Genomic DNA, 24905 nt, shown 5'->3' with positions numbered 1-24905 from the left:
CCCGGCGCGAGTCGTCGCCGTCGGGCGGGCGGGCGCTGGTAGCGGTGGTGCATGCTGCTCAACCCCCGTACCCGGTTCACGTCGGCGCTGCTCGCCTCCGCCGTCTCCGTCTGCCTCGTCGCCGCGAGTGCACCCGCGGCCCCCTTGGGGGTCGGCGACCGCCTCTTCCCGCACCTGGGCAACCCCGGGTACGACGTGGCGTCGTACGACCTGGCGTTCAGCTACCCCGGAATCAACAGCAAGCCGCTGTCCGCCGTCACGACCATCGACGCCTGGACGACCACCCCGCTCGAACAGGTCAACCTCGACTTCTCCCACGGAAAGGTCGAGTCGGTCGAGGTCGACGGTGAACCGGCGTCGTTCACCAGTGCGGGCGAGGACCTGGTGGTGACGCCCCGGGCGGCGCTGCCCGCCGGGAGCTGGATGCGGATCACCGTGCGGCACAGCAGTGATCCCGTGTCCGCGGCCGGCCGGGACGGGGGCTGGGTGCGGACCAAGGACGGGCTCGCGATGGCCAACCAGGCCGATGTCGCGCACCTGGTGTTCCCGTGCAACGACCACCCCTCCGACAAGGCGATGTACACCATCAGGGTCACCGCCCCGAACGGCTACACGGCGGTGGCCAACGGGCTGCCCACCGGCGTCGACCGGGTCGGCAGCGCCACGACCTGGACGTACCGCACCCAGCACCCCATGGCCACCGAACTGGCCCAGGTGTCCATCGGCCGCTCCACCGTGCTGCACCGCACTGGCCCGCACGGACTGCCCGTACGCGATGTCGTGCCCACCAAGGACCGGGTCCTCCTGGAGCGGTGGCTGAAGAAGACGCCCGCGCAGATCGAGTGGATGGAGAGCAAGGTCGGCCGCTACCCGTTCGAGACGTACGGGGTGCTCATCGCCGAGGCGTCGACCGGCTTCGAGCTGGAGACACAGACCCTCTCTCTCTTCGAGAGAGACCTGTTCACCGAGCCCGCCTTCCCCGAGTGGTACGTCGACTCGATCATGGTGCACGAACTGGCCCACCAGTGGTTCGGCGACAGCGTCAGCCCGCGCACCTGGTCCGACCTGTGGCTGAACGAAGGACACGCCACCTGGTACGAGGCCCTGTACGCGGAGGAGAAGGCGGGCCGGAAGCTGGCGGACCGGATGAAGGCCGCGTACGGCTCCTCCGACCGCTGGCGCGCCGCAGGCGGACCACCCGCCGCCCCCAAGGCGCCCAAGCCCGGCCAGAAGATCGGCATCTTCCGCCCGAACGTCTACGACGGCGCCGCCCTCGCCCTCTACGCCCTGCGACAGGAGATCGGCCGCCCGGCTTTCGAGCGCGTGGAGGAGGCGTGGGTCGGCCTCCACAAGGACGGCGTCGCGGGCACCGCCGACTTCGAGCGCCTCGCCTCGGACATCGCCGGACGGGACCTGAGCGCGTTCTTCCAGGCCTGGCTGTACGCCGAGAAGACGCCGCCGATGCCCGGTCACCCGGACTGGAAGTCCGTCGCGCCCGCCACATAGCGCCGCGAAATAACACCGTGACGAGACGGGGCGTGCCGTGCGACCATCGTCAGGTCGGCGGCGCTGCCCCCGGCCTCACGGGACGGGTTCCGGGAATCTCCCGGGACGCTCGTGCGTTGTGATCAGTGACGACGCGCAATCCGTCGCCGCCCACCGAATCACCGACGACGTAAGGACCCAATGACCTCCTCTTCTTCCCCTTCCCAGGACACTGAGCGCCTCGCGCACACCTACCCCGAAGGTCTTCGGGCCGATGCCCTGATGGAAGAGGACGTCGCCTGGAGCCACGAGATCGACGGAGACCGGGACGGCGACCAGTTCGACCGCTCCGAGCGCGCGGCCCTGCGCCGCGTGGCAGGCCTCTCCACCGAGCTCGAGGACGTCACCGAGGTCGAGTACCGCCAGCTCCGTCTGGAGCGGGTCGTGCTCGTCGGCGTCTGGACCACGGGGACCATCCGGGACGCGGACAACTCCCTCGCCGAACTGGCGGCCCTCGCGGAGACCGCGGGCGCGCTCGTCCTCGACGGCGTCGTCCAGCGCCGCGACAAGCCCGACGCGGCCACCTACATCGGCTCAGGCAAGGCCAACGAGCTGCGGGACATCGTCCTGGAGACCGGCGCCGACACCGTCATCTGCGACGGTGAGCTGAGCCCGGGCCAGCTGATCCACCTCGAAGACGTCGTCAAGGTCAAGGTCATCGACCGTACGGCCCTGATCCTCGACATCTTCGCCCAGCACGCCAAGTCCCGAGAGGGCAAGGCGCAGGTCGCGCTCGCGCAGATGCAGTACATGCTGCCGAGGCTCCGCGGCTGGGGTCAGTCGCTGTCCCGTCAGATGGGCGGCGGCAAGGGCGGCGGCCTCGCCACCCGTGGTCCCGGTGAGACCAAGATCGAGACGGACCGGCGCCGGATCCGCGAGAAGATGGCGAAGATGCGCCGGGAGATCGCGGAGATGAAGACCGGCCGCGAGATCAAGCGCCAGGAGCGCCGCCGCAACAAGGTGCCCTCGGTCGCCATCGCCGGATACACCAACGCCGGCAAGTCCTCGCTGCTCAACCGCCTCACGGGCGCGGGCGTGCTGGTCGAGAACTCCCTGTTCGCGACCCTCGACCCGACCGTGCGCCGGGCCGAGACACCCAGCGGGCGCCTCTACACGCTGGCGGACACCGTCGGCTTCGTACGGCACCTGCCGCACCACCTCGTCGAGGCGTTCCGCTCCACGATGGAGGAGGTCGGCGACTCCGACCTGATCCTGCACGTGGTCGACGGATCGCACCCGGCGCCGGAGGAGCAGCTGGCCGCCGTGCGCGAGGTGATCAGGGACGTCGGCGCCACCGGCGTACCCGAGATCGTCGTGATCAACAAGGCGGACGCGGCGGACCCGCTGACGCTTCAGCGGCTGATGCGGATGGAGACGCGTTCCATCGCGGTGTCCGCCCGTACGGGTCAGGGCATCGACGAGCTGCTCGCGCTGATCGACAACGAACTGCCCCGGCCCTCGGTCGAGATCGAGGCGCTCGTGCCGTACACCCACGGCGGGCTGATCGCCCGTGCCCACACCGAGGGTGAGGTGATCTCCGAGGAGCACACCGGGGAGGGCACGTTGCTCAAGGCACGGGTGCATGAGGAGTTGGCGGCGGATCTGTCGCCGTATGTTCCGGCGGCTGCGGCGCTTTAGGTTCCGCCGGGTCCGGTGAGTTGGTTTTCTGCGGGTGCGTTGTGGCTGGTCGCGCAGTTCCCCGCGCCCCTGAAATGGGCTCCCAATGCCTTCGGCATGGGGGCCCATTTCCTCACTGGTCGGCGAACTTTTCGCTCACCTCGTCGTACAGGCCCTTTGCCACCTTGCCCAGCCTTGGGCCTGCCAGCCAGCCTGAACTGACTGGGCCGATCGAGGTGTTGGAGATCAGGGCCGGGGTGCCGTCCGAGCCTGTGGTGACCCAGCCGCCGCCGGAGGAGCCGCCGGTCATGGTGCAGCCGATCCGGTACATCGTCGGGTCGGCCTTGACGATCGACAGGCGGCCCGGACTGTCCTCGCACTGGTACATCGTCTCGCCGTCGAACGGCTCCGCCGCCGGATACCCGGTCGCCGTGATGCTCTCCACCTGCGTGACGGCAGGCGCGTTGAAGTCCACCGGAAGGGCCGAACCGACCGTCTCCTCCAGCGACTTGCCGCTGCCGCCCTTCTCCGGCGTCACATGGATGACCGCGAAGTCGTACGGCGCCCCGTCGCCGCCCGTCGAACCACCTTGCTCGATCCACTGGTCCGAGGTCTGCGCCCAGTCACCCCACCAGACGCCGTAGGGCGCGATCTCCGCGCGCGGAGCGTTCTCCACCTCGGCGCTCGACCTGCCCGCGTTGTTGTACGACGGCACGAAGGCGATGTTGCGGTACCAGCCGCCGTTCTTGCCGGCGTGGACGCAGTGGCCCGCGGTCCAGACGAGGTTCGACTTCCCGGGGTGGGCGGGGTCCTCGACCACGGTCGCCGAGCACACCATCGTGCCCTCGGGCCCGTCGAAGAACACCTTGCCCGCCTCGGGCGCGTTGGCGTGGTAGGCGGGCGGTACGGCCTTCGCGTCCACGGCCTCCGGCGTCGGGTCGGTGACGCCCTGGTCGCCCGCGAGGTCGCTCTCGTCGACGCTCTTCTCCGGGTCGTCGGCCTCGCGCATGCGGTCCGTGTCCCAGAGGCCCTCGATGATCGGGTTGACGTAGTCCTCGGCCTCGCGCAGCCAGTCGTCCTTGTCCCAGTTCTTCCAGGCGCCGTTCTTCCACTTGTCGAGGTCGATCCCGTGCTCTTTGAGTTTGTCCTTCAGCCCGTCCGGGATCGTGATCTTCCCGGCACCGTCGTCAGCGGCGGAGGCGGAGGACTGCCTGCTCGCGTCGGAGTCGCCGGAGTCGGAACCGCAGGCGGTGGCAGTGATCGCGAGTGCCAGGACGAGGCCGACGGTGGCCGGTACGGGGGAGGTTCCGCGGCGCGCGCCCCTCTCGCGGCGGGCGATGAAGGGTGGGCGTATGCGTCGCATGATCTGTCTCCCCCTGGCGTGGTCCAACCGTGTGCTGTCCCTGCACGGCATCACACACTATGCGGTCCCTGTGGGGGCCATCCGGTGGAACGGCAACTGTTTCGCTACAGGCAGCCTGGTCTGGTGATCGTCCGGCGGGGCGCCGATGTGACGCCTTGTCACTGCTGATTCCGGAGTGCCGAGGGGGCCGCGCCGCACCGGCAACTCTTCCGTCCCGGCAAGGATCTTGAGGCGACCCGTGACTCCGGTGGCACACCGGGTGTTGGTAACGGGAGGAGTGTCCCGGCGAGTTGGCGGCCGGCGGGGCGGCAGAGCAGCGGAGCAGCGGGGAGTTGGGACATTGGGGCTGCGGGAGTCCATGGAGACGGGGGAGCGCACAGGGGCACGGGAATCCCGGGCGCTGGTGGAAGCTGACGTGGATGCCGAGGTGTGCGCCGGCGCGCGCGGGGCGCACGAAGGGATTCTGCGGCGTCAGTCGGCGCGTGAGTCGTCGGCACGCACCTACGCGCGCGCCCTCCCGATCGTTCCCGTACGGGCACGCGGGCTGACGATCGAGGGCGCCGACGGCCGCCGCTACCTCGACTGTCTCTCGGGCGCGGGGACCCTGGCCCTCGGGCACAACCACCCCGTCGTGCTGGAGGCCATCCGTAAGGTCCTCGACTCGGGGGCACCGCTGCACGTCCTCGATCTGGCGACCCCCGTCAAGGATGCCTTCATCACCGAGCTGTTCCGCACCCTGCCGCCCGGACTCGCCGGCCACGCGCGCGTGCAGTTCTGCGGACCGGCCGGGACGGACGCCGTGGAGGCCGCGTTCAAGCTCGTCCGCGCCGCGACCGGCCGCACCGGCATGCTCGCCTTCACGGGCGCCTACCACGGCATGACCGCCGGTTCGCTCGACGCCTCCGGCCACGCGGCCGACGTACGGGTCGCCCGGCTGCCCTTCCCTCAGGACTACCGCTGCCCCTTCGGGATGGGCGGTGACCGGGGCGCCGAACTCGCCGCCCGCTGGACCGAGTCCGTCCTCGACGACACCAAGTCGGGCGTGCCCCTGCCCGCCGGGATGATCCTCGAACCCGTCCAGGGCGAGGGCGGGGTGATTCCCGCGCCGGACGCCTGGATGCGGCGTATGCGGCGGATCACCGAGGACCGCTCGATCCCGCTGATCGCCGACGAGATCCAGACGGGAGTCGGCCGCACCGGCGCCTTCTGGGCGGTGGAACACAGCGGGGTCACGCCGGATGTGATGGTGCTGTCCAAGGCCATCGGCGGCAGCCTGCCCCTGGCCGTCGTGGTCTACCGCGACGACCTCGACGTCTGGGAACCCGGCGCCCACGCGGGCACGTTCCGCGGCAACCAGCTCGCCATGGCCGCAGGCACCGCCACCCTGACGTACGTCCGCGAGCACGGCCTCGCCGAACGCGCGGCCAGCCTGGGCCCCCGCATGCTCGCCCAACTCCGGCAGCTGGCGGCGGAGTTCCCGATCATCGGTGATGTGCGCGGACGGGGACTGATGATCGGGGTCGAGCTGGTCGAGCCGGGGGAGGAGCGGCGCGCGGTGGCTGCTGGTGACGTGGGCGCCGATCCGGAGGTGTTCCCCTGCCCGGCCGGAGGAGGGCCGCGCCCCGCAGCGCCCGCGCTGGCCGCCGCCGTACAGCGGGAGTGCCTGCGCCGTGGCCTGATCGTCGAACTCGGCGGACGCAAGGCGAGCGTCGTCCGACTGCTGCCGCCGCTGACCATCAGCGACGAACAGGCCGACGCGGTACTCGACCGACTGGCCGACGCCGTGGCGGCGGTGGCGCGCGGCCACACCGAAGGACGCCCGCAGACCACCACCCACTCCGAGCGAGCGGGGTAGCCGGACCCGACGCCCGCCCGTACCGCCCCGGTACGCACCCTCCCCGCACGCGCACGCGAACAACCCCCACGAGGAACCGTCTTGAACAGCACCCCCGTACCCGAAGGCCGTTCCCACCCCACCCCCGTGAGGGACACGGTGCCCCGGCAGAAGGGGGCAGCCGAGTGGGGGCGCGGTGCCATGGCCGACCTTCTGGAACACCTCGACCCCCACACCGCGGCCCAGGCCGCCGCCACCGAGAACCTGCTGCGCTGCTGGGTACGGGAGAACAACCTCACCGCCCCCACCGACGGCACCCTCCGTATCCCCCTCCCCACCAGCGGCACCGCCCTGCTGGCCCCGGTCCACTACTGGTCCCCGACCGGCTGGCACCGCTTCGGCCTCCCGCACCTGGCCGACGCCCCCGCAGGAGCCCCGGCCGCCGACGCGGTCACCGTCGCGACACTGCTCGCCAGGGAGGCGTACGACGGCCCGAAGGCGGCGGGGACGGGCACCGGCCCCGTGACCGAGGTGCCCTCAGCAGATGCCCCGCCCCAGTTCGCCCCCTCCGTCCTGCCCCCCGACGCCGTCGACCTGGTCGCTCGTGTCGCCGACTCCGTCCGGCGTACCGCCACCTTCATCAGCGACCGGCGGGCGCAGCCGGCCGACGGGCCCGACCTCTTTCTCGCCGCCGAGCAGGCGCTGCTGCTCGGCCACCCGCTGCATCCGACCCCGAAGAGCCGCGAAGGGCTCGCCGAGGCCGAAGCCCGGCTCTACTCACCGGAGTTGCGTGGCTCCTTCCCGCTGCACTGGCTGGCGGTGGCCCCCTCCGTGCTCGCCACGGACTCCGCGTGGACCGAGAGAGGCCGGCCCATCCGCGCCGAGCAGCTCACCGAGCGGCTCATCGGCGCCACACTGCCGCTCCCGCTGCCCGACGGCTACGCGGCCCTCCCCCTGCACCCGTGGCAGATCCGCGAGACCCGGCACCGCCCGCAGACCGCGGCCCTGTTCGAAGCCGGTCTGCTGCGCGACCTCTGCACCCATGGCTCCCTCTGGCACCCCACCTCCTCCGTACGCACCGTCCACCGCTCGGGCGCCCCCGCGATGCTGAAGCTCTCGCTGGGGCTGCGCATCACCAACTCCCGGCGTGAGAACCTCCGCAAGGAACTGCACCGGGGCGTCGAGGTACACCGGCTGCTGCGCGGCGGACTGGCCAAGCAGTGGCAGTCCGCGCACCCGGGCTTCGACATCGTCCGCGACCCGGCCTGGCTCGCCGTCGACGACCCGGACGGCAGCCCCGTCACCGGCCTCGACGTGATGATCCGGCACAACCCGTTCCACCCGGCGGACGATGTCGCCTGCATCGCCGGGCTCGTCTCGCCCCGACCCCACGCTCACCTGGGCGACCCGGAGGGCCCGAGCCCGCGCTCCAGACTGGCCGAGGTCGTCACACGCCTCGCCGCACGAACCGGCCGCCCGCGCGGCGCCGTCGCCACCGAGTGGTTCCTGCGCTACCTGGAGCAGGTCGTACGGCCCGTGCTGTGGCTGGACAGCGAGGCGGGCGTCGCCCTGGAGGCCCACCAGCAGAACACCCTGCTCCTGCTGGACGGCGACGGCTGGCCCAGGGGAGGCCGCTACCGCGACAACCAGGGGTACTACTTCCGCGAGTCCCGGCGCGCCGACCTCGACGCCCGGCTGCCCGGCATCGGCTCGCGGAGCGACACGTTCGTCTCCGACGAGGTCACCGACGAACGCTTCGCCTACTACCTCGGCATCAACAACGTCCTCGGCCTCATCGGCGCGTTCGGCTCCCAGCGCCTCGCCGACGAACAGCTGCTGCTCGCCGCCTTCCGACGCTTCCTCGGCGACATCGCCTCCGGCCCCGCCCGACTGCGTACGTCCCTGCCAGGACGACTGCTGGACTCACCCGTCCTGCGCTGCAAGGCCAACCTGCTCACCCGGCTGCACGGTCTCGACGAGCTGGTCGGCCCGGTCGACACGCAGTCCGTCTACGTCAGCATCGCCAACCCCCTGCATCCCTGACGTCCCCGGCATCCCCGAGCCCCTTTCACCCCGAGGAACACGACACACCCCATCTCCTGAGAGGAGCGTCCCGTGCCTCCTGCCGACGCGCGCACCGACGCCCGTACCGCCCCGACCGCCGACTTCCGCACCGGTGGCGACAGCGAGGACACGCTGGAGCTGCGCCTGCCCGACGAGTTCGTCGCGTTGTACACCGACGATCTCCTCGACCGGATCGGGGACTGGGGGACGAGCCGCACGTCCGCGGGCGAGTTCCGGCTTCTCCCGGTGGATGTCGAGCGCGATCTCCCCTTGATCGGCCGCTGGATGAACGACCCCACGGTGGCCACCTTCTGGGAACTCGCTGGCACCGAGTGCGTGACCGAGGCCCATCTGCGGTCCCAGCTCGACGGCGACGGACGCAGCGTGCCCTGTCTCGGCGTGCTGGAGGGCACCCCGATGAGCTACTGGGAGATCTACCGCGCCGACCTCGATCCACTGGCCCGGCACTACCCCGCCCGCCCTCACGACACCGGACTGCACCTCCTGCTCGGCGGTGTCGCCGATCGTGGGCGCGGACTGGGCAGCACCCTGCTCAGAGCCGTCGCCGACCTCGTACTAGACCATCGCCCTTCCTGCGCGCGGGTCGTGGCGGAACCGGATCTGCGCAACACCCCGTCCGTGTCGGCCTTTCTGACCGCCGGTTTCCGGTTCTCCGCCGAGCTGGACCTGCCCGCGAAACGGGCCGCTCTCATGGTCCGGGACCGAGGCGTGCGCGATGCGTTGTAGCGCCCTCCCATCTCCCGGCTTGATCAGACGATTGTCAGTGCCGCCCCGTAGGGTGGTCGGGCTATGACGAAGCCCTCACTCCCAGAACTCCTGCATGCTGCCGTCACCGCTGTCGGCGGCACGGAGCGCCCCGGCCAGGTGACCATGGCCGAAGCCGTCGCGGAGGCGATCGACGACGGTTCCCATCTGCTGGTGCAGGCAGGCACCGGCACCGGAAAGTCGCTCGGCTACCTCGTGCCCGCGCTCGCGCACGGTGAGCGTGTCGTGGTCGCGACCGCCACCCTGGCGCTCCAGCGCCAGCTCGTGGAACGCGACCTGCCGCGCACGGTCGACGCACTGCATCCGGTGCTGCGCCGCCGCCCCGAGTTCGCGATGCTCAAGGGGCGATCGAACTACCTGTGCCTGCACCGCCTCCACGAGGGTGTGCCGCAGGAGGAGGACGAGGGCCTCTTCGACCAGTTCGAGGCGGCGGCGCCCACCAGCAAGCTGGGCCAGGACCTGCTGCGCCTGCGCGAGTGGTCCGACGAGACCGACACCGGCGACCGCGACGGCCTCACTCCGGGTGTCTCCGACCGGGCCTGGGCGCAGGTCTCCGTCTCCTCCCGCGAGTGCCTGGGCGCCACGAAGTGCGCGTACGGAGCCGAGTGCTTCGCCGAGATGGCCCGGGAGCGCGCCAAGCTCGCCGAGGTGATCGTCACGAACCACGCGCTGCTCGCGATCGACGCCATCCAGGGCGCGCCCGTCATCCCGCAGCACGAGGTGCTGATCGTCGACGAGGCGCACGAACTGGTCTCGCGGGTCACCGGAGTGGCCACCGGCGAACTCACTCCCGGCCAGGTCAACCGTGCCGTGCGCCGCGCTGCGAAGCTCGTCAACGAGAAGGCCGCCGACCAGCTCCAGACCGCGGCCGAGGGTTTCGAGCGGGTGATGGAGCTGGCCCTGCCGGGCCGCCTGGAGGAGGTCCCGGAAGACCTCGGGTACGCCCTGATGGCACTGAGGGACGCCGCCCGCACGGTGATCTCCGGGATCGGCGCGACCCGCGACAAGTCGGTCCAGGACGAGGACGCGGTCCGCAAACAGGCGCTGGCCTCGGTGGAGTCCGTCCACGACGTCGCGGAGCGGATCTCGAACGGCTCAGAGTGGGACGTCGTCTGGTACGAGCGGCACGACCGCTTCGGGGCCTCTCTGCGGGTCGCCCCGATGTCGGTGTCGGGCCTCCTCAGGGAGAAGCTCTTCACGGACCGCTCCGTGGTCCTGACCTCGGCGACCCTCAAGCTGGGCGGCGACTTCAACGGCGTCGGGGCCTCGCTGGGCCTCGCCCCGGAGGGCACGGCGGGCGACGACCTCCCGCAGTGGAAGGGCGTGGACGTCGGCTCGCCCTTCGACTACCCGAAGCAGGGCATCCTGTACGTCGCCAAGCACCTGTCACGCCCCGCGCGCGACGGCGACCGCGGAGACATGCTCGACGAGCTGACGGAGCTGATCCAGGCGGCGGGCGGGCGCACCCTCGGCCTGTTCTCCTCGATGCGGGCGGCCCAGCTCGCCGCGGAGGAACTGCGTTCCCGTATCCCCGAGTTCCCGATCCTGCTCCAGGGCGAGGAGACGCTCGGCGAGCTGATCAAGAACTTCGCGGCCGACCCGCAGACCTGTCTGTTCGGCACACTGTCGCTCTGGCAGGGCGTCGACGTCCCGGGCGCCAGCTGCCAGCTGGTCGTCATGGACAAGATCCCGTTCCCGCGCCCGGACGACCCGCTGATGAGCGCCCGCCAGAAGGCCGTCGAGGACGCCGGGGGCAACGGCTTCATGGCCGTCGCCGCCACCCACGCGGCACTGCTCATGGCCCAGGGCGCCGGCCGCCTCGTACGGGCGACGGGGGACCGCGGTGTGGTCGCCGTACTGGACCAGCGGCTGGCCACGGCCCGGTACGGGAGCTATCTGAAGGCGTCCCTGCCGGACTTCTGGTACACCACGGACCGCAATGTGGTCCGGCGCTCGCTGGCCGCGATCGACGCGGCGGCGAAGACGGCGGAGGACGCTCCGGCGGCGGCCGGGGAGGCCGAGCAGGCGGAGGAAGCGTAGACGCGAATGTGCGGGCCACCGACTTCGGTCGGTGGCCCGCACATTCGCGCGCCTGAACACGGGACAACACAGGGCCCCGGAACCGGCGCAGGGGTCCCGGGGCCCGGTCAGGGGCGGGTCGCGTACGGCCCGCCTGCCGCAGCACTCACACGCGGCGGAGCACCGCCACCACCTTGCCGAGGATCGTCGCCTCGTCGCCGGGGATCGGCTGGTACGCGGAGTTGTGCGGGAGGAGCCAGACATGGCCGTCCTCGCGCTTGAAGCGCTTGACCGTGGCCTCGCCCTCCAGCATCGCGGCCACGATGTCGCCGTTCTCCGCGACGGGCTGGCGGCGGACGGTCACCCAGTCGCCGTCGCAGATCGCGGCCTCGATCATCGAGTCACCGACGACCTTCAGGACGAAGAGCTCGCCGTCGCCCACCAGTTGGCGGGGGAGCGGGAACACGTCCTCGACCGATTCCTCGGCGAGGATGGGACCGCCGGCGGCGATCCGTCCCACAAGTGGGACATAGGACGCCGCGGGTTTGCCCGCGGTGTCCGTGGGCTGCACGGAAGCCCCTTGGTCGGAACCGCGCACCTCATAGGCGCGCGGGCGATGCGGATCGCGGCGCAGGAATCCCTTGCGCTCCAGGGCCATGAGCTGGTGTGCGACCGATGAGGTACTGGAGAGGCCGACTGCCTGCCCGATCTCGCGCATCGACGGCGGGTAACCGCGTCGTTGCACGGAGTCCCTGATGACCTCGATCACGCGCCGTTGCCGGTCGGTGAGTCCCGAGCTGTCAGCTCGGATTCCTGGAGGTCGTCCAGGGAGGGACCGCTTGTGTCCCTCGGGATTCGTGGCTTCGTTCATCGAATGCACCGGCTCGAGTCGGCCCTGGGAGCGGTCCTGGGCAGTGATGGTGGCACTGTCTGCGGTGGTGGTCACGTCGGCCCCTCTCGATGGTCTCCCGTGCAGTGCAACGGTAGTTGCTTTCGAAAGGTTGCGCCAAACACACGTTCGAGTGAAAAATTGAGGATGGCCTGCCGCGATCAGATGTTTAGGTGTATGGCTCCTGCCGCGCCGGGCGGACAAAAGGGCTCATTGTTGTACCCTTCACCGCCGGGGTGACGACCTCGTGGGCCGGTCCCCAAGTCTGCCACCTGCGGGCCCGTCAACCGGGATTCGCCCCCCGCCGCACGCGGTTCTCACCGTATCTCCGCATGTTCCCCAGCGGTACGGCCGTGCCGGAACCGGCCCGCCGTGGCGGTATGGCCATGCGGCACATGCCAATACGGGTGCGACACGCGGATACGCGATGGATGTACGGGCCAATCCCCACATCTAGTGGTTGGATTGCGGCAGTAGCCCAGAAGTTGTGGTCCCCCGGGTCTTCGGTCCCTCGGGCATCGCCTATGCTGGGGGCTGCTTCGAGGGGCCCGAGGGGTTCCGAGAGGCCATTGAGTCTGCTGTGAGGGAGGGTTGGAGACCATGCACTGCCCCTTCTGCAGGCACCCCGACAGCCGCGTCGTCGACAGTCGTACGACCGACGACGGCACGTCGATCCGCAGGCGCCGCCAGTGCCCCGACTGCACTCGCCGGTTCACGACCGTCGAGACGTGCTCGCTCATGGTGGTCAAGCGGTCCGGAGTCACCGAGCCTTTCAGCCGTACGAAGGTCATCAACGGTGTGCGCAAGGCATGCCAGGGACGACCTGTCACCGAGGACGCACTCGCCCAACTCGGCCAGCGGGTCGAGGAAGCGGTGCGGGCCACCGGAAGTGCCGAGCTGACCACCCACGACGTGGGGCTGGCCATACTCGGTCCGCTGCAGGAACTCGACCTCGTCGCCTACCTGCGATTCGCGTCCGTCTACCGGGCGTTCGACTCGCTGGACGACTTCGAGGCCGCCGTCGCGGAACTCAGGGAAACATCGCGCCGCCCCGCCGAGGACGACGAAGACCCGGATGTGGGGCGCCAGGAAGACGACCGCGGGAGCGGAGGGACCACTCAGGTCCCCGTGCCCGCCAACGCCGCCGACTGACCGGCGGGCCGGACCCGGACGGTGTGTTCGGAGTTCGGAACCGGCCGGGTGACGGCGATCCAAGGACCTGCTGCGGGCGGCATCGAAGGGTGCCCGCAGCGCGAAAACAACACCGTGTCATGGGAACAACGTGACACTTCTGGGCGTTTTGCCCGATACAGGGAGGCGGCATGACAGAGACGGCGAGCGGTCCGGCACGGAGTTCCCGCGCCAAGGGCAGCACCAAGGCGAGCAAGGGGCTGCGCATCGAGCGCATCCACACCACCCCCGGCGTGCATCCGTACGACGAGGTCGAGTGGGCGAGCCGTGACGTCGTCATGACCAACTGGCGCGACGGCTCGGTCAATTTCGAGCAGCGTGGCGTCGAGTTCCCCGCCGAGTGGGCGGTGAACGCGGTCAACATCGTCACCAGCAAGTACTTCCGTGGTGCAGTCGGCACCCCGCAGCGCGAGGTGAGCCTCAAGCAGCTCATCGACCGCATCGTGAAGACGTACACGAAGGCCGGTGAGGACTACAAGTACTTCGCCTCCCCGGCCGACGCCGAGATCTTCGAGCACGAGCTGGCGTACGCCCTCCTGCACCAGATCTTCAGCTTCAACAGCCCCGTCTGGTTCAACGTCGGGACCCCGCAGCCCCAGCAGGTCTCGGCCTGCTTCATCCTGTCCGTCGACGACTCCATGGAGTCGATCCTCGACTGGTACAAGGAAGAGGGCATGATCTTCAAGGGCGGCTCCGGCGCCGGCCTGAACCTCTCCCGGATCCGCTCCTCCAAGGAACTGCTCTCCTCCGGCGGCAACGCCTCGGGGCCGGTCTCCTTCATGCGCGGCGCCGACGCCTCGGCAGGAACGATCAAGTCGGGCGGCGCCACCCGCCGCGCCGCCAAGATGGTCATCCTCGACGTCGACCACCCCGACATCGAGGGCTTCATCGAGACCAAGGTGAAGGAAGAGGAGAAGATCCGCGCCCTGCGCGACGCGGGCTTCGACATGGACCTGGGCGGCGACGACATCACGTCCGTCCAGTACCAGAACGCCAACAACTCGGTCCGGGTGAACGACACGTTCATGAAGGCGGTCGAGTCGGGCGGCAAGTTCGGGCTCACCTCCCGGATGACCGGCGAGGTCATCGAGGAGGTCGACGCCAAGTCGCTCTTCCGCAAGATGGCCGAGGCGGCCTGGGCCTGCGCCGACCCGGGCATCCAGTACGACGACACGATCAACCAGTGGCACACCTGCCCGGAGTCCGGCCGTATCAACGGCTCGAACCCGTGCAGCGAGTACATGCACCTGGACAACACGTCGTGCAACCTCGCCTCGCTGAACCTGATGAAGTTCCTGAAGGACGACGGCAAGGGCCGCCAGTCCTTCGAGATCGACCGCTTCGCGAAGGTCGTCGAGCTGGTCATCACCGCGATGGACATCTCCATCTGCTTCGCGGACTTCCCGACCCAGAAGATCGGCGAGAACACGCGCGCGTTCCGCCAGCTCGGCATCGGCTACGCCAACCTCGGCGCCCTGCTGATGGCGACCGGTCACGCGTACGACTCGGTGGGCGGCCGTGCCCTGGCCGGTTCCATCACCTCCCTGATGACCGGCACGTCGTACCGCCGCTCCGCCGAACTCGCCGCGGTCGTCGGCCCGTACGACGGCTACGCCCGCAACGCGCAGCCGCACCTGCGGGTCATGAAGCAGCACGCCGACGAGAACGACAAGGCCGTCCGGATCGACGACCTGGACACCCCGATCTGGGCCGCCGCCACGGAGGCCTGGCAGGACGTCGTCCGCATCGGCGAGAAGAACGGTTTCCGTAACGCGCAGGCGTCCGTCATCGCCCCGACCGGCACCATCGGTCTCGCGATGTCCTGCGACACCACGGGTCTTGAGCCCGACCTCGCGCTGGTCAAGTTCAAGAAGCTCGTCGGCGGCGGCTCGATGCAGATCGTCAACGGCACGGTCCCGCAGGCCCTGCGCCGCCTGGGCTACCAGGAGGAGCAGATCGAGGCGATCGTCGCCCACATCGCCGACCACGGCCATGTGATCGACGCCCCGAGCCTCAAGCAGGAGCACTACGAGGTCTTCGACTGCGCCATGGGCGAGCGGACCATCTCCGCGATGGGCCACGTCCGCATGATGGCCGCGATCCAGCCCTGGATCTCCGGCGCCCTGTCCAAGACGGTCAACATGCCGGAGACGGCGACCGTCGAGGAGGTCGAGGAGATCTACTTCGAGGCCTGGAAGATGGGCGTCAAGGCGCTCGCGATCTACCGCGACAACTGCAAGGTCGGCCAGCCGCTCTCCGTCAAGAAGAAGGACGACGAGAAGACCGCGGTGACCGCGAAGACCGAGGCGACGATCCGTGAGGCCGTCGAGAAGGTCGTCGAGTACCGCCCGGTCCGCAAGCGCCTCCCCAAGGGCCGCCCCGGCATCACCACGTCCTTCACGGTCGGCGGCGCCGAGGGCTACATGACCGCCAACTCCTACCCGGACGACGGTCTCGGCGAGGTCTTCCTGAAGATGTCCAAGCAGGGCTCGACCCTCGCGGGCATGATGGACGCCTTCTCGATCGCCATCTCGGTGGGCCTGCAGTACGGCGTGCCGCTGGAGACGTACGTCTCGAAGTTCACGAACATGCGCTTCGAGCCGGCCGGTATGACGGACGACCCCGATGTCCGCATGGCGCAGTCGATCGTCGACTACATCTTCCGTCGCCTCGCGCTGGACTTCCTCCCCTTCGAGACGCGTTCCGCCCTCGGCATCCACTCCGCCGACGAGCGCCAGCGTCACCTGGAGACGGGTTCCTACGAGCCGACCGACGAAGAGGTCGGCATCGAGGTCGAGGGCCTGGCCCAGTCGGCGCCTCGCGCGCAGGAGCTGAAGGCCGTGGCAGCCCCGAAGGCCGCCGCGGAAGCGCCTCAGCCCGTTCTGCAGCAGGTGCACACCAGCGCCGAACTGGTGGAGATGCAGCTGGGCATCCAGGCGGACGCCCCGCTGTGCTTCTCCTGCGGTACGAAGATGCAGCGGGCCGGGTCCTGCTACATCTGCGAGGGCTGCGGGTCGACCAGCGGTTGCAGCTGACCGGTGAGTGAGGGAGGGGCGCCGGCCATGTGCCGGTGCCCCTCCTCTGTCATGTCCTGGGCCACGTAACCTCCGTCCATGGACGACAAGTCGCAGCGTCACGACGGTGAGATCGGTGAGCTCTCGGCGGCTGCTCGGGCAGCCGCTCTGGACGCGCTGGTCGTGGATCTCCGTTCCCCGGATCCCGTGGTGCGTGACGAGTGGGCGTACGTCACGGCTGTCCGCTGGATACCCGCCCTCGACGCGGCGGAGCGCCGGTGGCTCGGGGACCGGACGGCCGGGCTGTTCGACGATCCCGGCATTCAGGCGCGTGCTTTCGCTCCCCTCGTCCTCGCCCGGATCGTCGACGCGGGGGACTGGCGGCAGGAGTGGTGGGAGGCGTTCGCCGGGTGGTATCCCGGGGAGGCCGATCTGCGCGGGTACGACACCACGCTCGGCTGGGTGCACGCCGCCGCGCACGGCGCCGACCTGCTGGCGGCTCTCGCACGGCGCCCGCAGCAGGAGCCCGCACCGTTGATCGAACTGGCCGTCGCGCGGCTGCTGGCCGACACCGACCATGTCTTCGACGCTCAGGAGGACGACCGGATCGCCCGTGCGCTGGCTCAGGTTCTGTGCCGGCCCGGGCTCGGCGCCGCCGAGTCGGTGGGATGGCTGGACGCCGTCACGGCGGCGTTCCGGACGGGAGAGTCCGGGCCGGTTCCGCCATGGGCCTCCAACACCATGCGCACGCTGCGCATGCTCTACCTGCTGGCGGACCGCGGACTTCGCGCGCCGGGAGGGGACGGCCCGCTGAGCACGGTCACCCATCGGGAGGCCGTACTCGATGCCCTGGCCGCCACCCTCGCGATCGTCACCCCTTACCTACCCTCCCCTTCGGGGAAGGATCAGGTCTGACGCGTGCGGCCCATCGTCCTGGTGAACGTAGCCGGGTCGTCCTCGAAGCCCTGGACGCCGGAGTGGAAGTCCCACGACCCGCTCTCGTCGCGGACGAACTCCGCGACCGTGGCCGCCGTCGACCCCAGAACGCCGCCGAAGTCGTCCTCGGCCAGGACGCCGTAGCCCTCGCGGATGCGCAGGCCGGGCTTGATCACGCTGACGAACGTCCGGTGCGTGGAACGCTGTTGGATGATGACGCCGACCACCACGCGCGCGTACTGGGCGGCCAGGCGGTCGAACTCCAGCGTCATGACCTCGTCCCAGCCGAAGCCCTTGCCGTCCTTGCTGTCCCGGTTGAGCGTGATCGTGCCGTCCGGGGAGCGGCTGTCGAAGTGCACCACATAGGCGGGATCGCCGTACGGATCGGTCGCCGGGTAGGTCGCGGCGACGATGTCGAGATCGGTGGGGGGCTGCCCCGCCGGACTCGGATCCCACTTCAGTGAGACTTCGGCCTTGCGGATCCCCTTGTTGAGGGCCTTCACCAGACTTCCCTTCCCCGTTCGCCGTGTGCGGTCGCTCCAACTGCCGGTACATCACAGCTGGTTGTCCATCGTGCCACGTGCGCGGGGGCGCTCGCGCGGTTGTACTCCGCCCGAGCGTGACCGGCGCCACGCTCCGTGGCCTTACGATGGCGCGGTGCTGGTCAAGTGGATTCGCTGCACCGTGGTGGACCGCCGCGGTTTCGAACGGGGGCAGCGAAAGTGGGCGGGACTTCTGGGGGAGCCGGGATTCCGGGGGCAGGGCGGGGGCTGGAGCCGGGGGCGTCCCGGCGTGGCGCACGTCTTCGCCTTCTGGGAGAGCCGGGCCTTCTACGACTCCTTCATGGCCCGGTCCCATGACCGGCTCGCCACCGCTCAGTCGGGCACGTTCAAGGAACAGCAGGTCAAGCTGTTCGACCACCGGTTCGACGTGAAGACCGGCTTCGAGCCGCGCTTCACGGACTCCGACCTGGTACGGGTGGCGCACTGCCGTGTCCACGAGGAGCGCGCGGAGCACTTCGCGCTGATGCAGGAGAAGGTCTGGAACCCTGCGATGGCGGGTTCCCCCGGCATGGTGCGTGGGCTGTTCGGCGAGGCGCCGGGGCACGAGTTCCTGATCCTGTCGATGTGGCGGTCGGCCGCCGAGCACGGCAAGTACCGGGCCGAGCGCGTGGAGCGGCTGGCGCTGCGGGCCCAGCTGGAGGCGGATGTCGCCGCCCTCGCCGGCGACATCGTCGAGCTGGAACCGAGCTGGATAGTCTGAAGATCCGTACCGGATCAGCACTCTGAGTGCTCCAATGCGCACGACATGTGTGACATACGCCGTATAGAGACCGTGCGAGTGCCCGCTCGACGCCGAGCCGATCTAGGGTTTTGGCATGGTAAGACCACGGCGCATCGTCCTTGTCCGGCACGGCGAGTCAATGGGCAATGCCGATGACACCGTCTACGAACGCGAGCCGGACCATGCCCTCGCCCTCACCGAACGCGGCTGGCGGCAGGCGGAGGAGACGGGCAAACGGCTGCGCGAGGTGTTCGGGCAGGAGCAGGTCAGCGTGTACGTCTCCCCGTACCGCCGTACCCACGAGACCCTGCGCGCGTTCAGCCTGAACCCCGACCTCATACGCGTACGCGAGGAGCCCCGGCTGCGCGAGCAGGACTGGGGCAACTGGCAGGACCGGGACGACGTACAGCTGCAGAAGGCGTACCGGGACGCTTACGGGCACTTCTTCTACCGGTTCGCCCAGGGGGAGTCCGGCGCCGACGTGTACGACAGGGTCGGAGGCTTCCTGGAGAGCCTCTACCGCAGCTTCGAGGCCCCCGACCATCCGCCCAACGTGCTGCTGGTGACCCACGGTCTGGCCATGCGGCTGTTCTGCATGCGCTGGTTCCACTGGACGGTCGCGGAGTTCGAGTCGCTGTCGAATCCGGGGAACGCGGAGATGCGGATGCTCGTTCTCGGGGGTGACGGCAGGTACACCCTCGACCGGCCGTTCGAGCGCTGGCGTGACCCGGAATCGTACGGAATCAGCGGTTAGGGTGGTAGGGCGATGACCGTTGACTCCTCTCCTGCTTCCGCTGCGCACGAGCGCCTGGAGCGCGCCCTGGCCAGCCTCCGCGGGCTCGCGGTGGGGGACGCGCTGGGGTCGCAGTTCTTCGTGCCCGTGAACCACCCGCTGCTGGGGCTCCGCGAGCTGCCGCCCGGCCCCTGGCAGTGGACCGACGACACGGAGATGGCGTGCTCTGTGGTGGCCGTACTGGCCGCGCACCGCCGCATCGACCAGGACGCGCTGGCCCACTCCTTCGCGCACCACCACGACTTCGACCGCGGGTACGGCCCTGCGGTGAACCGGCTCCTGCGGCTGGTCCGGGAGGGCGGCGACTGGCGCGAGCTGGCGTCCGCCCTGTTCAACGGGCAGGGATCCTGGGGCAACGGCGCGGCCATGCGTATCGCTCCGCTGGGCGCCTGGTACGCGGACGACCCGGAGCAGGCGACCCACCAGGCGGAGATCTCGGCCTACCCCACGCACCAGCACCGCGAGGCCGTGGTCGGCGCCATGGCCGTCGCCGCGGCAGCCGCCCTGGCAGCCGCTCCGGACGGCCCGCCGAGCCCTGGTGCGCTCCTCGACGGTGTCATCGCGCTCGTCCCGCGAAGCGCCGTCGCCGCCGGGCTGCGGCGCGCTCGGGACATGCTCGACTACGCCGACGCGGGCACGGTCGCGGCCGTACTGGGCTGTGGCCGGCGTACGTCGGCGCACGACACCGTGCCCTTCGCGCTCTGGTCCGCCGCGCGCGCCCTCGGTGACTACGAAGAGGCCTTCTGGGTCACGGCCCGGGCGGGCGGCGACGTGGACACGAACTGCGCCATCGTGGGCGGCGTACTCGCCGCGGGGAAGGCGGGGGCACCGCCGTTGGCGTGGCTGGAGCGGACGGAAGGGCTGCCGGAGTGGGTGCCGACGGGGGCCTAGTCCTGCGGTGTGTGGGCCCCTGGGGCGGCCTCGGGCGGTGATCCGGCTTCGTGCCGGGGCGACGTAGAGGTGTCGTGCGGGCCCGGGCGCGCGTGCGCACCGGGAGCGAACCCATGGAGCAGGACGGCATCTACTGCTGGCGCACGCGCGCGTGCGTGCCGGTGTCCCCGACCCCACGCCGGCGCAAGCCGTATGGCGGCGCACACACGCGCGTGCGTGCCGGAAACGCGAGCCTGGGGCGAGGTAGGTCCCGGTCAGGCGCTGACGGCGCGGGCCGCTGCGGGAGCGTCGCCGTGCCGCTGGGCGTCGTCCGCGCGGCCGGCACTTGGGGCCCGCAGCGCCGCGTGTCGCGTCGGTGCCCGGAGTGACGTACCGGAGTGACGTACATGCCCTGCCGGCGACGGTAGGGCACGGGACGTCGTCCGCGCGGGTGGCCGCCTCGCGAGGCCCACGGCGCCCTGCGTCGCTCCGGGCATCCGGAGCGAGCAGGGCTGCCGTCGTCGCTTGCGACCCCGCAGGGCGGCGCCTGCGGGCCCGCTGCCGGGAGATCAGCCGCCCGCCGGACCCGCGGTGCTCGCCGTGCCCGACAGGGCCTCCAGGTCGCTCTTGCGGACGCGGATCACGAACCAGGCGGTGGCGAGGGCGAGTACGGCCATCGCGGCGGCCGGGATGAAGGCCGTGGAGATGCCGTGGGCGAGTACCTCGTGGCTCCAGGGAGCCGGGAGCTGGTTGGTCCTGGCGAACTCCGCCTTCTGCTCCGGCGATGCCTCGGCGAGGAACTTGGGTACCTGTTTCGCCGCCTCGTCGCGGCTGGCCGCGCCGAACACCGTCGTCAGGATGGAGAGGCCGAGCGAACCGCCCACCTGCTGCGTGACGTTGAGCAGCCCGGACGCGGCGCCGGCCTCGTGCGCGGCGACCCCGGAGACCGCGGTCAGGGTCAGCGTCACGAAGTTGAGGCCCATACCGAAGCCGAAGACCACCATCGGGCCGAGCACCCCGCCGACGTACGAGCTGTCGGGGGTGATGAAGGCCTGCCAGATGAGGCCGAGAGTCGCCAGTGCCGATCCGACCACCATGAACGGCTTGGGTCCGAGGACCGGCAGGAACCGCTGCGACAGGCCCGCGCCGATGGCGATGGCGAAGGTCACCGGCAGGAAGGCGAGGCCCGCCTCGATCGGCGTGTACAGCAACACGTTCTGCACGAAGAGGACGATGAAGAAGAACATGCCGAACATCGCCGCGGCCAGGCTCAGCATGATCACGTACGTGCCCGAGCGGTTGCGGTCGGCGAACATCTTCAGCGGGGTGATCGGCTCCTTGGCGCGCATCTCCACGAAGACGAAGGCGGCCAGCAGGATCACCGCCGTGCCGAAGGACGCGAGGGTCAGGCTGTCCCGCCAGCCCTCCTCCGCCGCGCGGATGAAGCCGTAGACGAGGGCCGCCATGCCCAGCGTCGAGGTCAGCGCGCCCACGATGTCGAAGCGGCCGGGGTGGCGTTCGGACTCGCTGATGTACAGCGGCGTGAGCACGGCGATCAGGATGCCGATCGGTACGTTGACGAACAGCACCCAACGCCAGTCGAGCCACTCCGTGAGCATGCCGCCGGCGAGCAGGCCGACGGCGCCGCCGCCCGCCGAGACGGCGGCGAAGACCCCGAACGCCCGGTTGCGCTCCGGGCCTTCGGCGAACGTGGTGGTGATGAGCGCCAGCGAGGTGGGCGACGCGATCGCGCCACCCACGCCCTGGAGGGCGCGTGCGGCCAGCAACTGCCAGGGTTCCTGGGCGAGTCCGCCCAGCAGGGAGGCGGCGATGAACACCAGGATGCCGGTCATGAAGACCCGGCGGCGGCCGAGGATGTCGCCCGCCCGGCCGCCGAGCAGCAGCAGGCCGCCGAAGGTGAGCGTGTAGGCGCTGACCACCCAGGTGAGGTCGGTGGTGCTGAACTTGAGGGCGTCTTGAATGTGCGGCAGCGCGATGTTCACAATCGTCGCGTCGAGTACCACCATGAGTTGGCAGGCCGCGATGACGGTGAGCGCTATGCCGGGATGCCCCTCCCGGCGGGCCGCACCTGGCTTCTGGTCCTTCATCAATGAAGAGGTAGTCACTATGGGTCCCCCATAAGAGCACTAGTGAACGCTCGCGTTCACTGTTGCGTCGAACGGTAGTGAGTCCCCGACAGTGAACGCAAGCGTTCACTGAAGTCGCCGCCGTGTCGCACCCCGGTCGCCCGGGTAATCTCTGCGATTCACCCCGTCGGCGATCCCCTCAATACCGACAATCCTGATAATCCTCGCACCGCCCGCTCACCCTTGCCCGCTGGAGACACATCAGATGGTTACCTCGCGCTGGACGGCCGCCCCCGCTCAGACGGCCTCCCCCCGCCGGCGCGGCGCCGTGCTCGAACGCGCGATTCTCGACGCCGCGCTGGAGCAGCTCAGTACGGTCGGCTGGAACGGCCTCACGATGGAGGGCGTCGCCGCCGGCGCCCAGACCGGCAAGGCCGCGGTCTACAGACGCTGGCCCTCGAAGGAGGACCTCGTCGCGGACGCGCTCCAGGCCGGGCTGCCGCGCTTCGACCGGGCGCCCGACCTCGGGAACGTGCGGGACGACCTCCTCGAACTGTGCCGGCAGGTGCGCGAGGCGATGTTCTCGCGCCCGGGGTTCGCGCTGCGCTCGGTGATTCACGAATGCGACAGCCCGCAGGCGGAACGCTTTCAGGGCGTGATCTTCGGAGGGCTCGTCGAGCCGACGGTGAGGCTCCTCCGGGAGATCATCGACCGCGGAATCACGCGAGGGGAGACCCGTCCCGACGCCGCCAACGGCTATGTCCTCGACGCCATTCCGGCCATGATGATGTACCGCTCGAAGATGTGCGCGAGTGAATGGGACGAGCGGGACATCGAAGAGATGATCGACCAGTTGATGGTTCCGCTGTTGCGGGCGGGAAGTGTCTGAAGTGGCTTGGGGGGCCGGGGTGTCGCGTGGGGTTCCGGGCGGCGTAGGCTGAGACCGCCATGCCGTACGAAGCACCCACCCACACCGTCGAGCGCTCCCTGCGCGCCACGACCGGAGCGAAGGTCATCGCCGGCGTCGACGAGGTGGGCCGGGGCGCGTGGGCCGGTCCCGTCACCGTCTGCGCGGCGGTCACCGGTCTCCGGCGGCCCCCCGAGGGGCTCACCGACTCCAAGCTCATCGCGGTCAAGCGGCGTACCCAACTCGCGGAAGAACTGCGGACATGGGTCACGTCGTACGCGTTGGGGCACGCCTCTCCGGAGGAGATCGACGACCTGGGGATGACGGCCGCGCTGCGGCTCGCCGCGGTGCGCGCACTGGAGGCCTTGCCCGTCCGCCCCGACGCGGTCATCCTCGATGGCAAGCACGACTACCTGGGGTCGCCGTGGCAGGTCCGCACGGTGATCAAGGGTGACCAGTCGTGCGTGGCGGTCGCGGCGGCGTCCGTGATCGCCAAGGTTCAGCGCGACAAAATGATGGCCGAACTGGGTATCGACCATGCAGACTTCGGTTTTGCGGCCAATGCCGGGTATCCGTCCCCCGTGCACAAGGCCGCGCTGGAGGAGCGGGGTCCCACCCCGTACCACCGGCTGTCGTGGGCGTATCTTGATGCGCTGCCCCAGTGGCGGCACCTCAAGAAGGCCCGCAGTTGGGCGAACGGGAACGCTCCGGAGATCGAGGGCCAGCTCGGCTTCGACTTCTGACAGTTCCGTTCGCACTCATGTGCCACCCGCCGACGCGAGTCGCACGGGCGTTTGATAAATATCAGGTCATGCCTCTCATTCCCGAGGAGCCTCAGATTCACGAGAGTGCCCAGGGTCCCCGCGTCACTCCGGCCAGTGGCCGCACCGCGCAGACCCCCCGTCCCGTACCCGGCCCCCGCCCCGCGGCTGCGCCGCGTCCCGGCCGTCCGGGGCCTTTCCGGCCCACGGCGCCGGCCCAGCGCGCACCGCACGACGCGCCCGCGACCGCCGTGGCCGCGACCGCGGGTGCGGTCAAGCCCGGGCCGTCCGCGGCTCCGGCCGCCCCTGTCCCTTCCGCCCCCTCTGCCCCTGCCTCCGCGGCTTCGACGGCCCCGCAGATCCAGCTGATCCCGGCCTCGGCCGAGGGCGCGCTGGACGCTGCGGAGGAAGCCGTCGACCTGCTCCTGGAGTCGGGCCGCGCCCCCGGCGAGGTGCTGGTGATCACCACCGGCGATCCGCACCCGTGGGCCGCGCACGAACTGTCCTTCGGTGAGGCCCCGTACTGGGCGCAGCACGACGCGGGCGACGACGTCTTCTATGCCGACGCCGCCGCTGTGAGCCGTGCCGGTTCACGTCCCGTGGTCGTGGTCGCCGTCAACGGCGGTGCCGACACCACGGCCGCCACGGCCCTTCCCCTGGCCCTCGGCCGAGCCGGTGCCCTGCTGATCGTCTGCGGCGACCCGCAGCAGATCAACTCGGTGCTGGGCGCGGGGGTCTGAGCCGGTCCAGCGCCATCGGACGGGCTGACGGAGAACCGCTGAAGCGGTATTCGTACGGCGGGTGATCCGGCATGCCCTGACGCGCTTCGACGCGTCCGGGCGGTCGTACGCCGGTGATGTCATGGCCCAGGCAACAGAGCGAGATCGTACGGTCGACCGGGGCACGCGTGCGCGTGCGCCCGTCCTGTGCTGTGGACGCCGTACG

The 24905-nt window shown here is 70.2% G+C and carries 19 protein-coding genes; 15 read left to right on the top strand and 4 right to left on the bottom strand.

What is annotated here, in order from left to right; translation table 11 throughout:
- The first annotated feature begins 51 nt into the window (after nt 1-51).
- The gene (locus ACWDR4_RS21805; RefSeq protein ID WP_450410723.1) at nt 52-1506 is read left to right on the top strand and encodes a M1 family metallopeptidase; all 1455 of its coding nucleotides are present in this window, start codon (nt 52-54) and stop codon (nt 1504-1506) included.
- A gap of 180 nt (nt 1507-1686) precedes the next feature.
- On the top strand, nt 1687-3183 hold the full coding sequence (gene hflX / locus ACWDR4_RS21800; RefSeq protein WP_450410722.1) for a GTPase HflX: 1497 nt from the start codon (nt 1687-1689) through the stop codon (nt 3181-3183).
- A gap of 112 nt (nt 3184-3295) precedes the next feature.
- On the opposite strand, the gene ACWDR4_RS21795 is transcribed toward hflX, so the two are convergent.
- Nucleotides 3296-4525 (bottom strand): trypsin-like serine peptidase, encoded by a 1230-nt coding sequence (locus tag ACWDR4_RS21795; RefSeq protein WP_450410720.1) that lies wholly within the window; start codon nt 4523-4525, stop codon nt 3296-3298.
- Nucleotides 4526-4883: 358 nt separating this feature from the next.
- Between ACWDR4_RS21795 and ACWDR4_RS21790 the strand changes: the two genes are divergently transcribed.
- The 4 genes from ACWDR4_RS21790 to ACWDR4_RS21775 all read left to right on the top strand — a co-directional run bounded on the left by ACWDR4_RS21790 (nt 4884) and on the right by ACWDR4_RS21775 (nt 11249).
- Nucleotides 4884-6380, top strand: a complete 1497-nt coding sequence (locus ACWDR4_RS21790) for a diaminobutyrate--2-oxoglutarate transaminase family protein (protein WP_450410780.1) — start codon at nt 4884-4886, stop codon at nt 6378-6380.
- 81 nt (nt 6381-6461) lie between these two features.
- On the top strand, nt 6462-8402 hold the full coding sequence (locus tag ACWDR4_RS21785; RefSeq protein WP_450410718.1) for an IucA/IucC family protein: 1941 nt from the start codon (nt 6462-6464) through the stop codon (nt 8400-8402).
- Nucleotides 8403-8474: 72 nt separating this feature from the next.
- Entirely contained in the window at nt 8475-9170 is a 696-nt protein-coding gene (locus ACWDR4_RS21780) for a GNAT family N-acetyltransferase (protein ID WP_450410716.1), read from the top strand.
- Between the two features lie 63 nt (nt 9171-9233).
- Nucleotides 9234-11249: an ATP-dependent DNA helicase gene (locus ACWDR4_RS21775; protein WP_450410714.1), complete on the top strand. Its 2016-nt coding sequence runs from the start codon at nt 9234-9236 to the stop codon at nt 11247-11249.
- Nucleotides 11250-11394: 145 nt separating this feature from the next.
- Here ACWDR4_RS21775 and lexA read toward each other — a convergent pair whose 3' ends face one another.
- Complete coding sequence (gene lexA, locus ACWDR4_RS21770; protein ID WP_450410712.1) at nt 11395-12174, bottom strand: transcriptional repressor LexA; 780 nt, start codon at nt 12172-12174, stop codon at nt 11395-11397.
- Nucleotides 12175-12717: 543 nt separating this feature from the next.
- On the opposite strand from lexA, the gene nrdR reads away from it, so the two are divergent.
- The 3 genes from nrdR to ACWDR4_RS21755 all read left to right on the top strand — a co-directional run bounded on the left by nrdR (nt 12718) and on the right by ACWDR4_RS21755 (nt 17237).
- The gene (nrdR, locus tag ACWDR4_RS21765; protein WP_235474406.1) at nt 12718-13269 is read left to right on the top strand and encodes a transcriptional regulator NrdR; all 552 of its coding nucleotides are present in this window, start codon (nt 12718-12720) and stop codon (nt 13267-13269) included.
- A gap of 170 nt (nt 13270-13439) precedes the next feature.
- A complete protein-coding gene (locus ACWDR4_RS21760) occupies nt 13440-16343 on the top strand; it encodes a vitamin B12-dependent ribonucleotide reductase (RefSeq protein ID WP_450410710.1) in 2904 nt (967 codons plus the stop codon).
- Between the two features lie 78 nt (nt 16344-16421).
- The gene (locus tag ACWDR4_RS21755; RefSeq protein WP_450410709.1) at nt 16422-17237 is read left to right on the top strand and encodes a DUF2785 domain-containing protein; all 816 of its coding nucleotides are present in this window, start codon (nt 16422-16424) and stop codon (nt 17235-17237) included.
- Here the strand turns inward: ACWDR4_RS21755 and ACWDR4_RS21750 are convergent.
- Entirely contained in the window at nt 17228-17761 is a 534-nt protein-coding gene (locus ACWDR4_RS21750; RefSeq protein WP_450410707.1) for a TerD family protein, read from the bottom strand. The two genes, ACWDR4_RS21755 and ACWDR4_RS21750, sit on opposite strands and share 10 nt — an antisense overlap.
- A gap of 154 nt (nt 17762-17915) precedes the next feature.
- Between ACWDR4_RS21750 and ACWDR4_RS21745 the strand changes: the two genes are divergently transcribed.
- The 3 genes from ACWDR4_RS21745 to ACWDR4_RS21735 all read left to right on the top strand — a co-directional run bounded on the left by ACWDR4_RS21745 (nt 17916) and on the right by ACWDR4_RS21735 (nt 20226).
- On the top strand, nt 17916-18521 hold the full coding sequence (locus ACWDR4_RS21745; protein ID WP_189147543.1) for a YdbC family protein: 606 nt from the start codon (nt 17916-17918) through the stop codon (nt 18519-18521).
- A gap of 115 nt (nt 18522-18636) precedes the next feature.
- The gene (locus ACWDR4_RS21740; protein WP_450410706.1) at nt 18637-19296 is read left to right on the top strand and encodes a histidine phosphatase family protein; all 660 of its coding nucleotides are present in this window, start codon (nt 18637-18639) and stop codon (nt 19294-19296) included.
- A gap of 12 nt (nt 19297-19308) precedes the next feature.
- A complete protein-coding gene (locus ACWDR4_RS21735; protein ID WP_450410705.1) occupies nt 19309-20226 on the top strand; it encodes an ADP-ribosylglycohydrolase family protein in 918 nt (305 codons plus the stop codon).
- A gap of 548 nt (nt 20227-20774) precedes the next feature.
- On the opposite strand, the gene ACWDR4_RS21730 is transcribed toward ACWDR4_RS21735, so the two are convergent.
- Nucleotides 20775-22331 carry an MFS transporter gene (locus tag ACWDR4_RS21730; protein ID WP_450410703.1) on the bottom strand — a complete coding sequence of 519 codons (1557 nt, stop codon included), beginning with the start codon at nt 22329-22331 and terminating at the stop codon, nt 20775-20777.
- Between the two features lie 226 nt (nt 22332-22557).
- Here ACWDR4_RS21730 and ACWDR4_RS21725 point away from each other — a divergent pair, with 226 nt between their 5' ends.
- The 3 genes from ACWDR4_RS21725 to ACWDR4_RS21715 all read left to right on the top strand — a co-directional run bounded on the left by ACWDR4_RS21725 (nt 22558) and on the right by ACWDR4_RS21715 (nt 24700).
- A complete protein-coding gene (locus ACWDR4_RS21725; RefSeq protein ID WP_450410701.1) occupies nt 22558-23181 on the top strand; it encodes a TetR/AcrR family transcriptional regulator in 624 nt (207 codons plus the stop codon).
- A gap of 59 nt (nt 23182-23240) precedes the next feature.
- Entirely contained in the window at nt 23241-23942 is a 702-nt protein-coding gene (locus ACWDR4_RS21720) for a ribonuclease HII (protein WP_450410699.1), read from the top strand.
- A 68-nt stretch (nt 23943-24010) separates the two neighbouring features.
- A complete protein-coding gene (locus ACWDR4_RS21715) occupies nt 24011-24700 on the top strand; it encodes a hypothetical protein (RefSeq protein WP_450410697.1) in 690 nt (229 codons plus the stop codon).
- Nucleotides 24701-24905: the final 205 nt, after the last annotated feature.

Source organism: Streptomyces sp. NPDC000878 (assembly GCF_053599695.1).
This window is presented reverse-complemented; position numbering and strand designations above follow the sequence as displayed.

What these genes read in the sequence shown, in the direction of transcription:
- ACWDR4_RS21805 (WP_450410723.1), top strand. Translation starts at nt 52, where the DNA reads ATGCTGCTCAACCCCCGTACCCGGTTCACGTCGGCGCTGCTCGCCTCC.
- hflX (WP_450410722.1), top strand. Translation starts at nt 1,687, where the DNA reads ATGACCTCCTCTTCTTCCCCTTCCCAGGACACTGAGCGCCTCGCGCAC.
- ACWDR4_RS21795 (WP_450410720.1), bottom strand. Translation starts at nt 4,525, where the DNA reads ATGCGACGCATACGCCCACCCTTCATCGCCCGCCGCGAGAGGGGCGCG.
- ACWDR4_RS21790 (WP_450410780.1), top strand. Translation starts at nt 4,884, where the DNA reads ATGGAGACGGGGGAGCGCACAGGGGCACGGGAATCCCGGGCGCTGGTG.
- ACWDR4_RS21775 (WP_450410714.1), top strand. Translation starts at nt 9,234, where the DNA reads ATGACGAAGCCCTCACTCCCAGAACTCCTGCATGCTGCCGTCACCGCT.
- nrdR (WP_235474406.1), top strand. Translation starts at nt 12,718, where the DNA reads ATGCACTGCCCCTTCTGCAGGCACCCCGACAGCCGCGTCGTCGACAGT.
- ACWDR4_RS21760 (WP_450410710.1), top strand. Translation starts at nt 13,440, where the DNA reads ATGACAGAGACGGCGAGCGGTCCGGCACGGAGTTCCCGCGCCAAGGGC.
- ACWDR4_RS21755 (WP_450410709.1), top strand. Translation starts at nt 16,422, where the DNA reads ATGGACGACAAGTCGCAGCGTCACGACGGTGAGATCGGTGAGCTCTCG.
- ACWDR4_RS21740 (WP_450410706.1), top strand. Translation starts at nt 18,637, where the DNA reads ATGGTAAGACCACGGCGCATCGTCCTTGTCCGGCACGGCGAGTCAATG.
- ACWDR4_RS21735 (WP_450410705.1), top strand. Translation starts at nt 19,309, where the DNA reads ATGACCGTTGACTCCTCTCCTGCTTCCGCTGCGCACGAGCGCCTGGAG.
- ACWDR4_RS21725 (WP_450410701.1), top strand. Translation starts at nt 22,558, where the DNA reads ATGGTTACCTCGCGCTGGACGGCCGCCCCCGCTCAGACGGCCTCCCCC.
- ACWDR4_RS21720 (WP_450410699.1), top strand. Translation starts at nt 23,241, where the DNA reads ATGCCGTACGAAGCACCCACCCACACCGTCGAGCGCTCCCTGCGCGCC.
- ACWDR4_RS21715 (WP_450410697.1), top strand. Translation starts at nt 24,011, where the DNA reads ATGCCTCTCATTCCCGAGGAGCCTCAGATTCACGAGAGTGCCCAGGGT.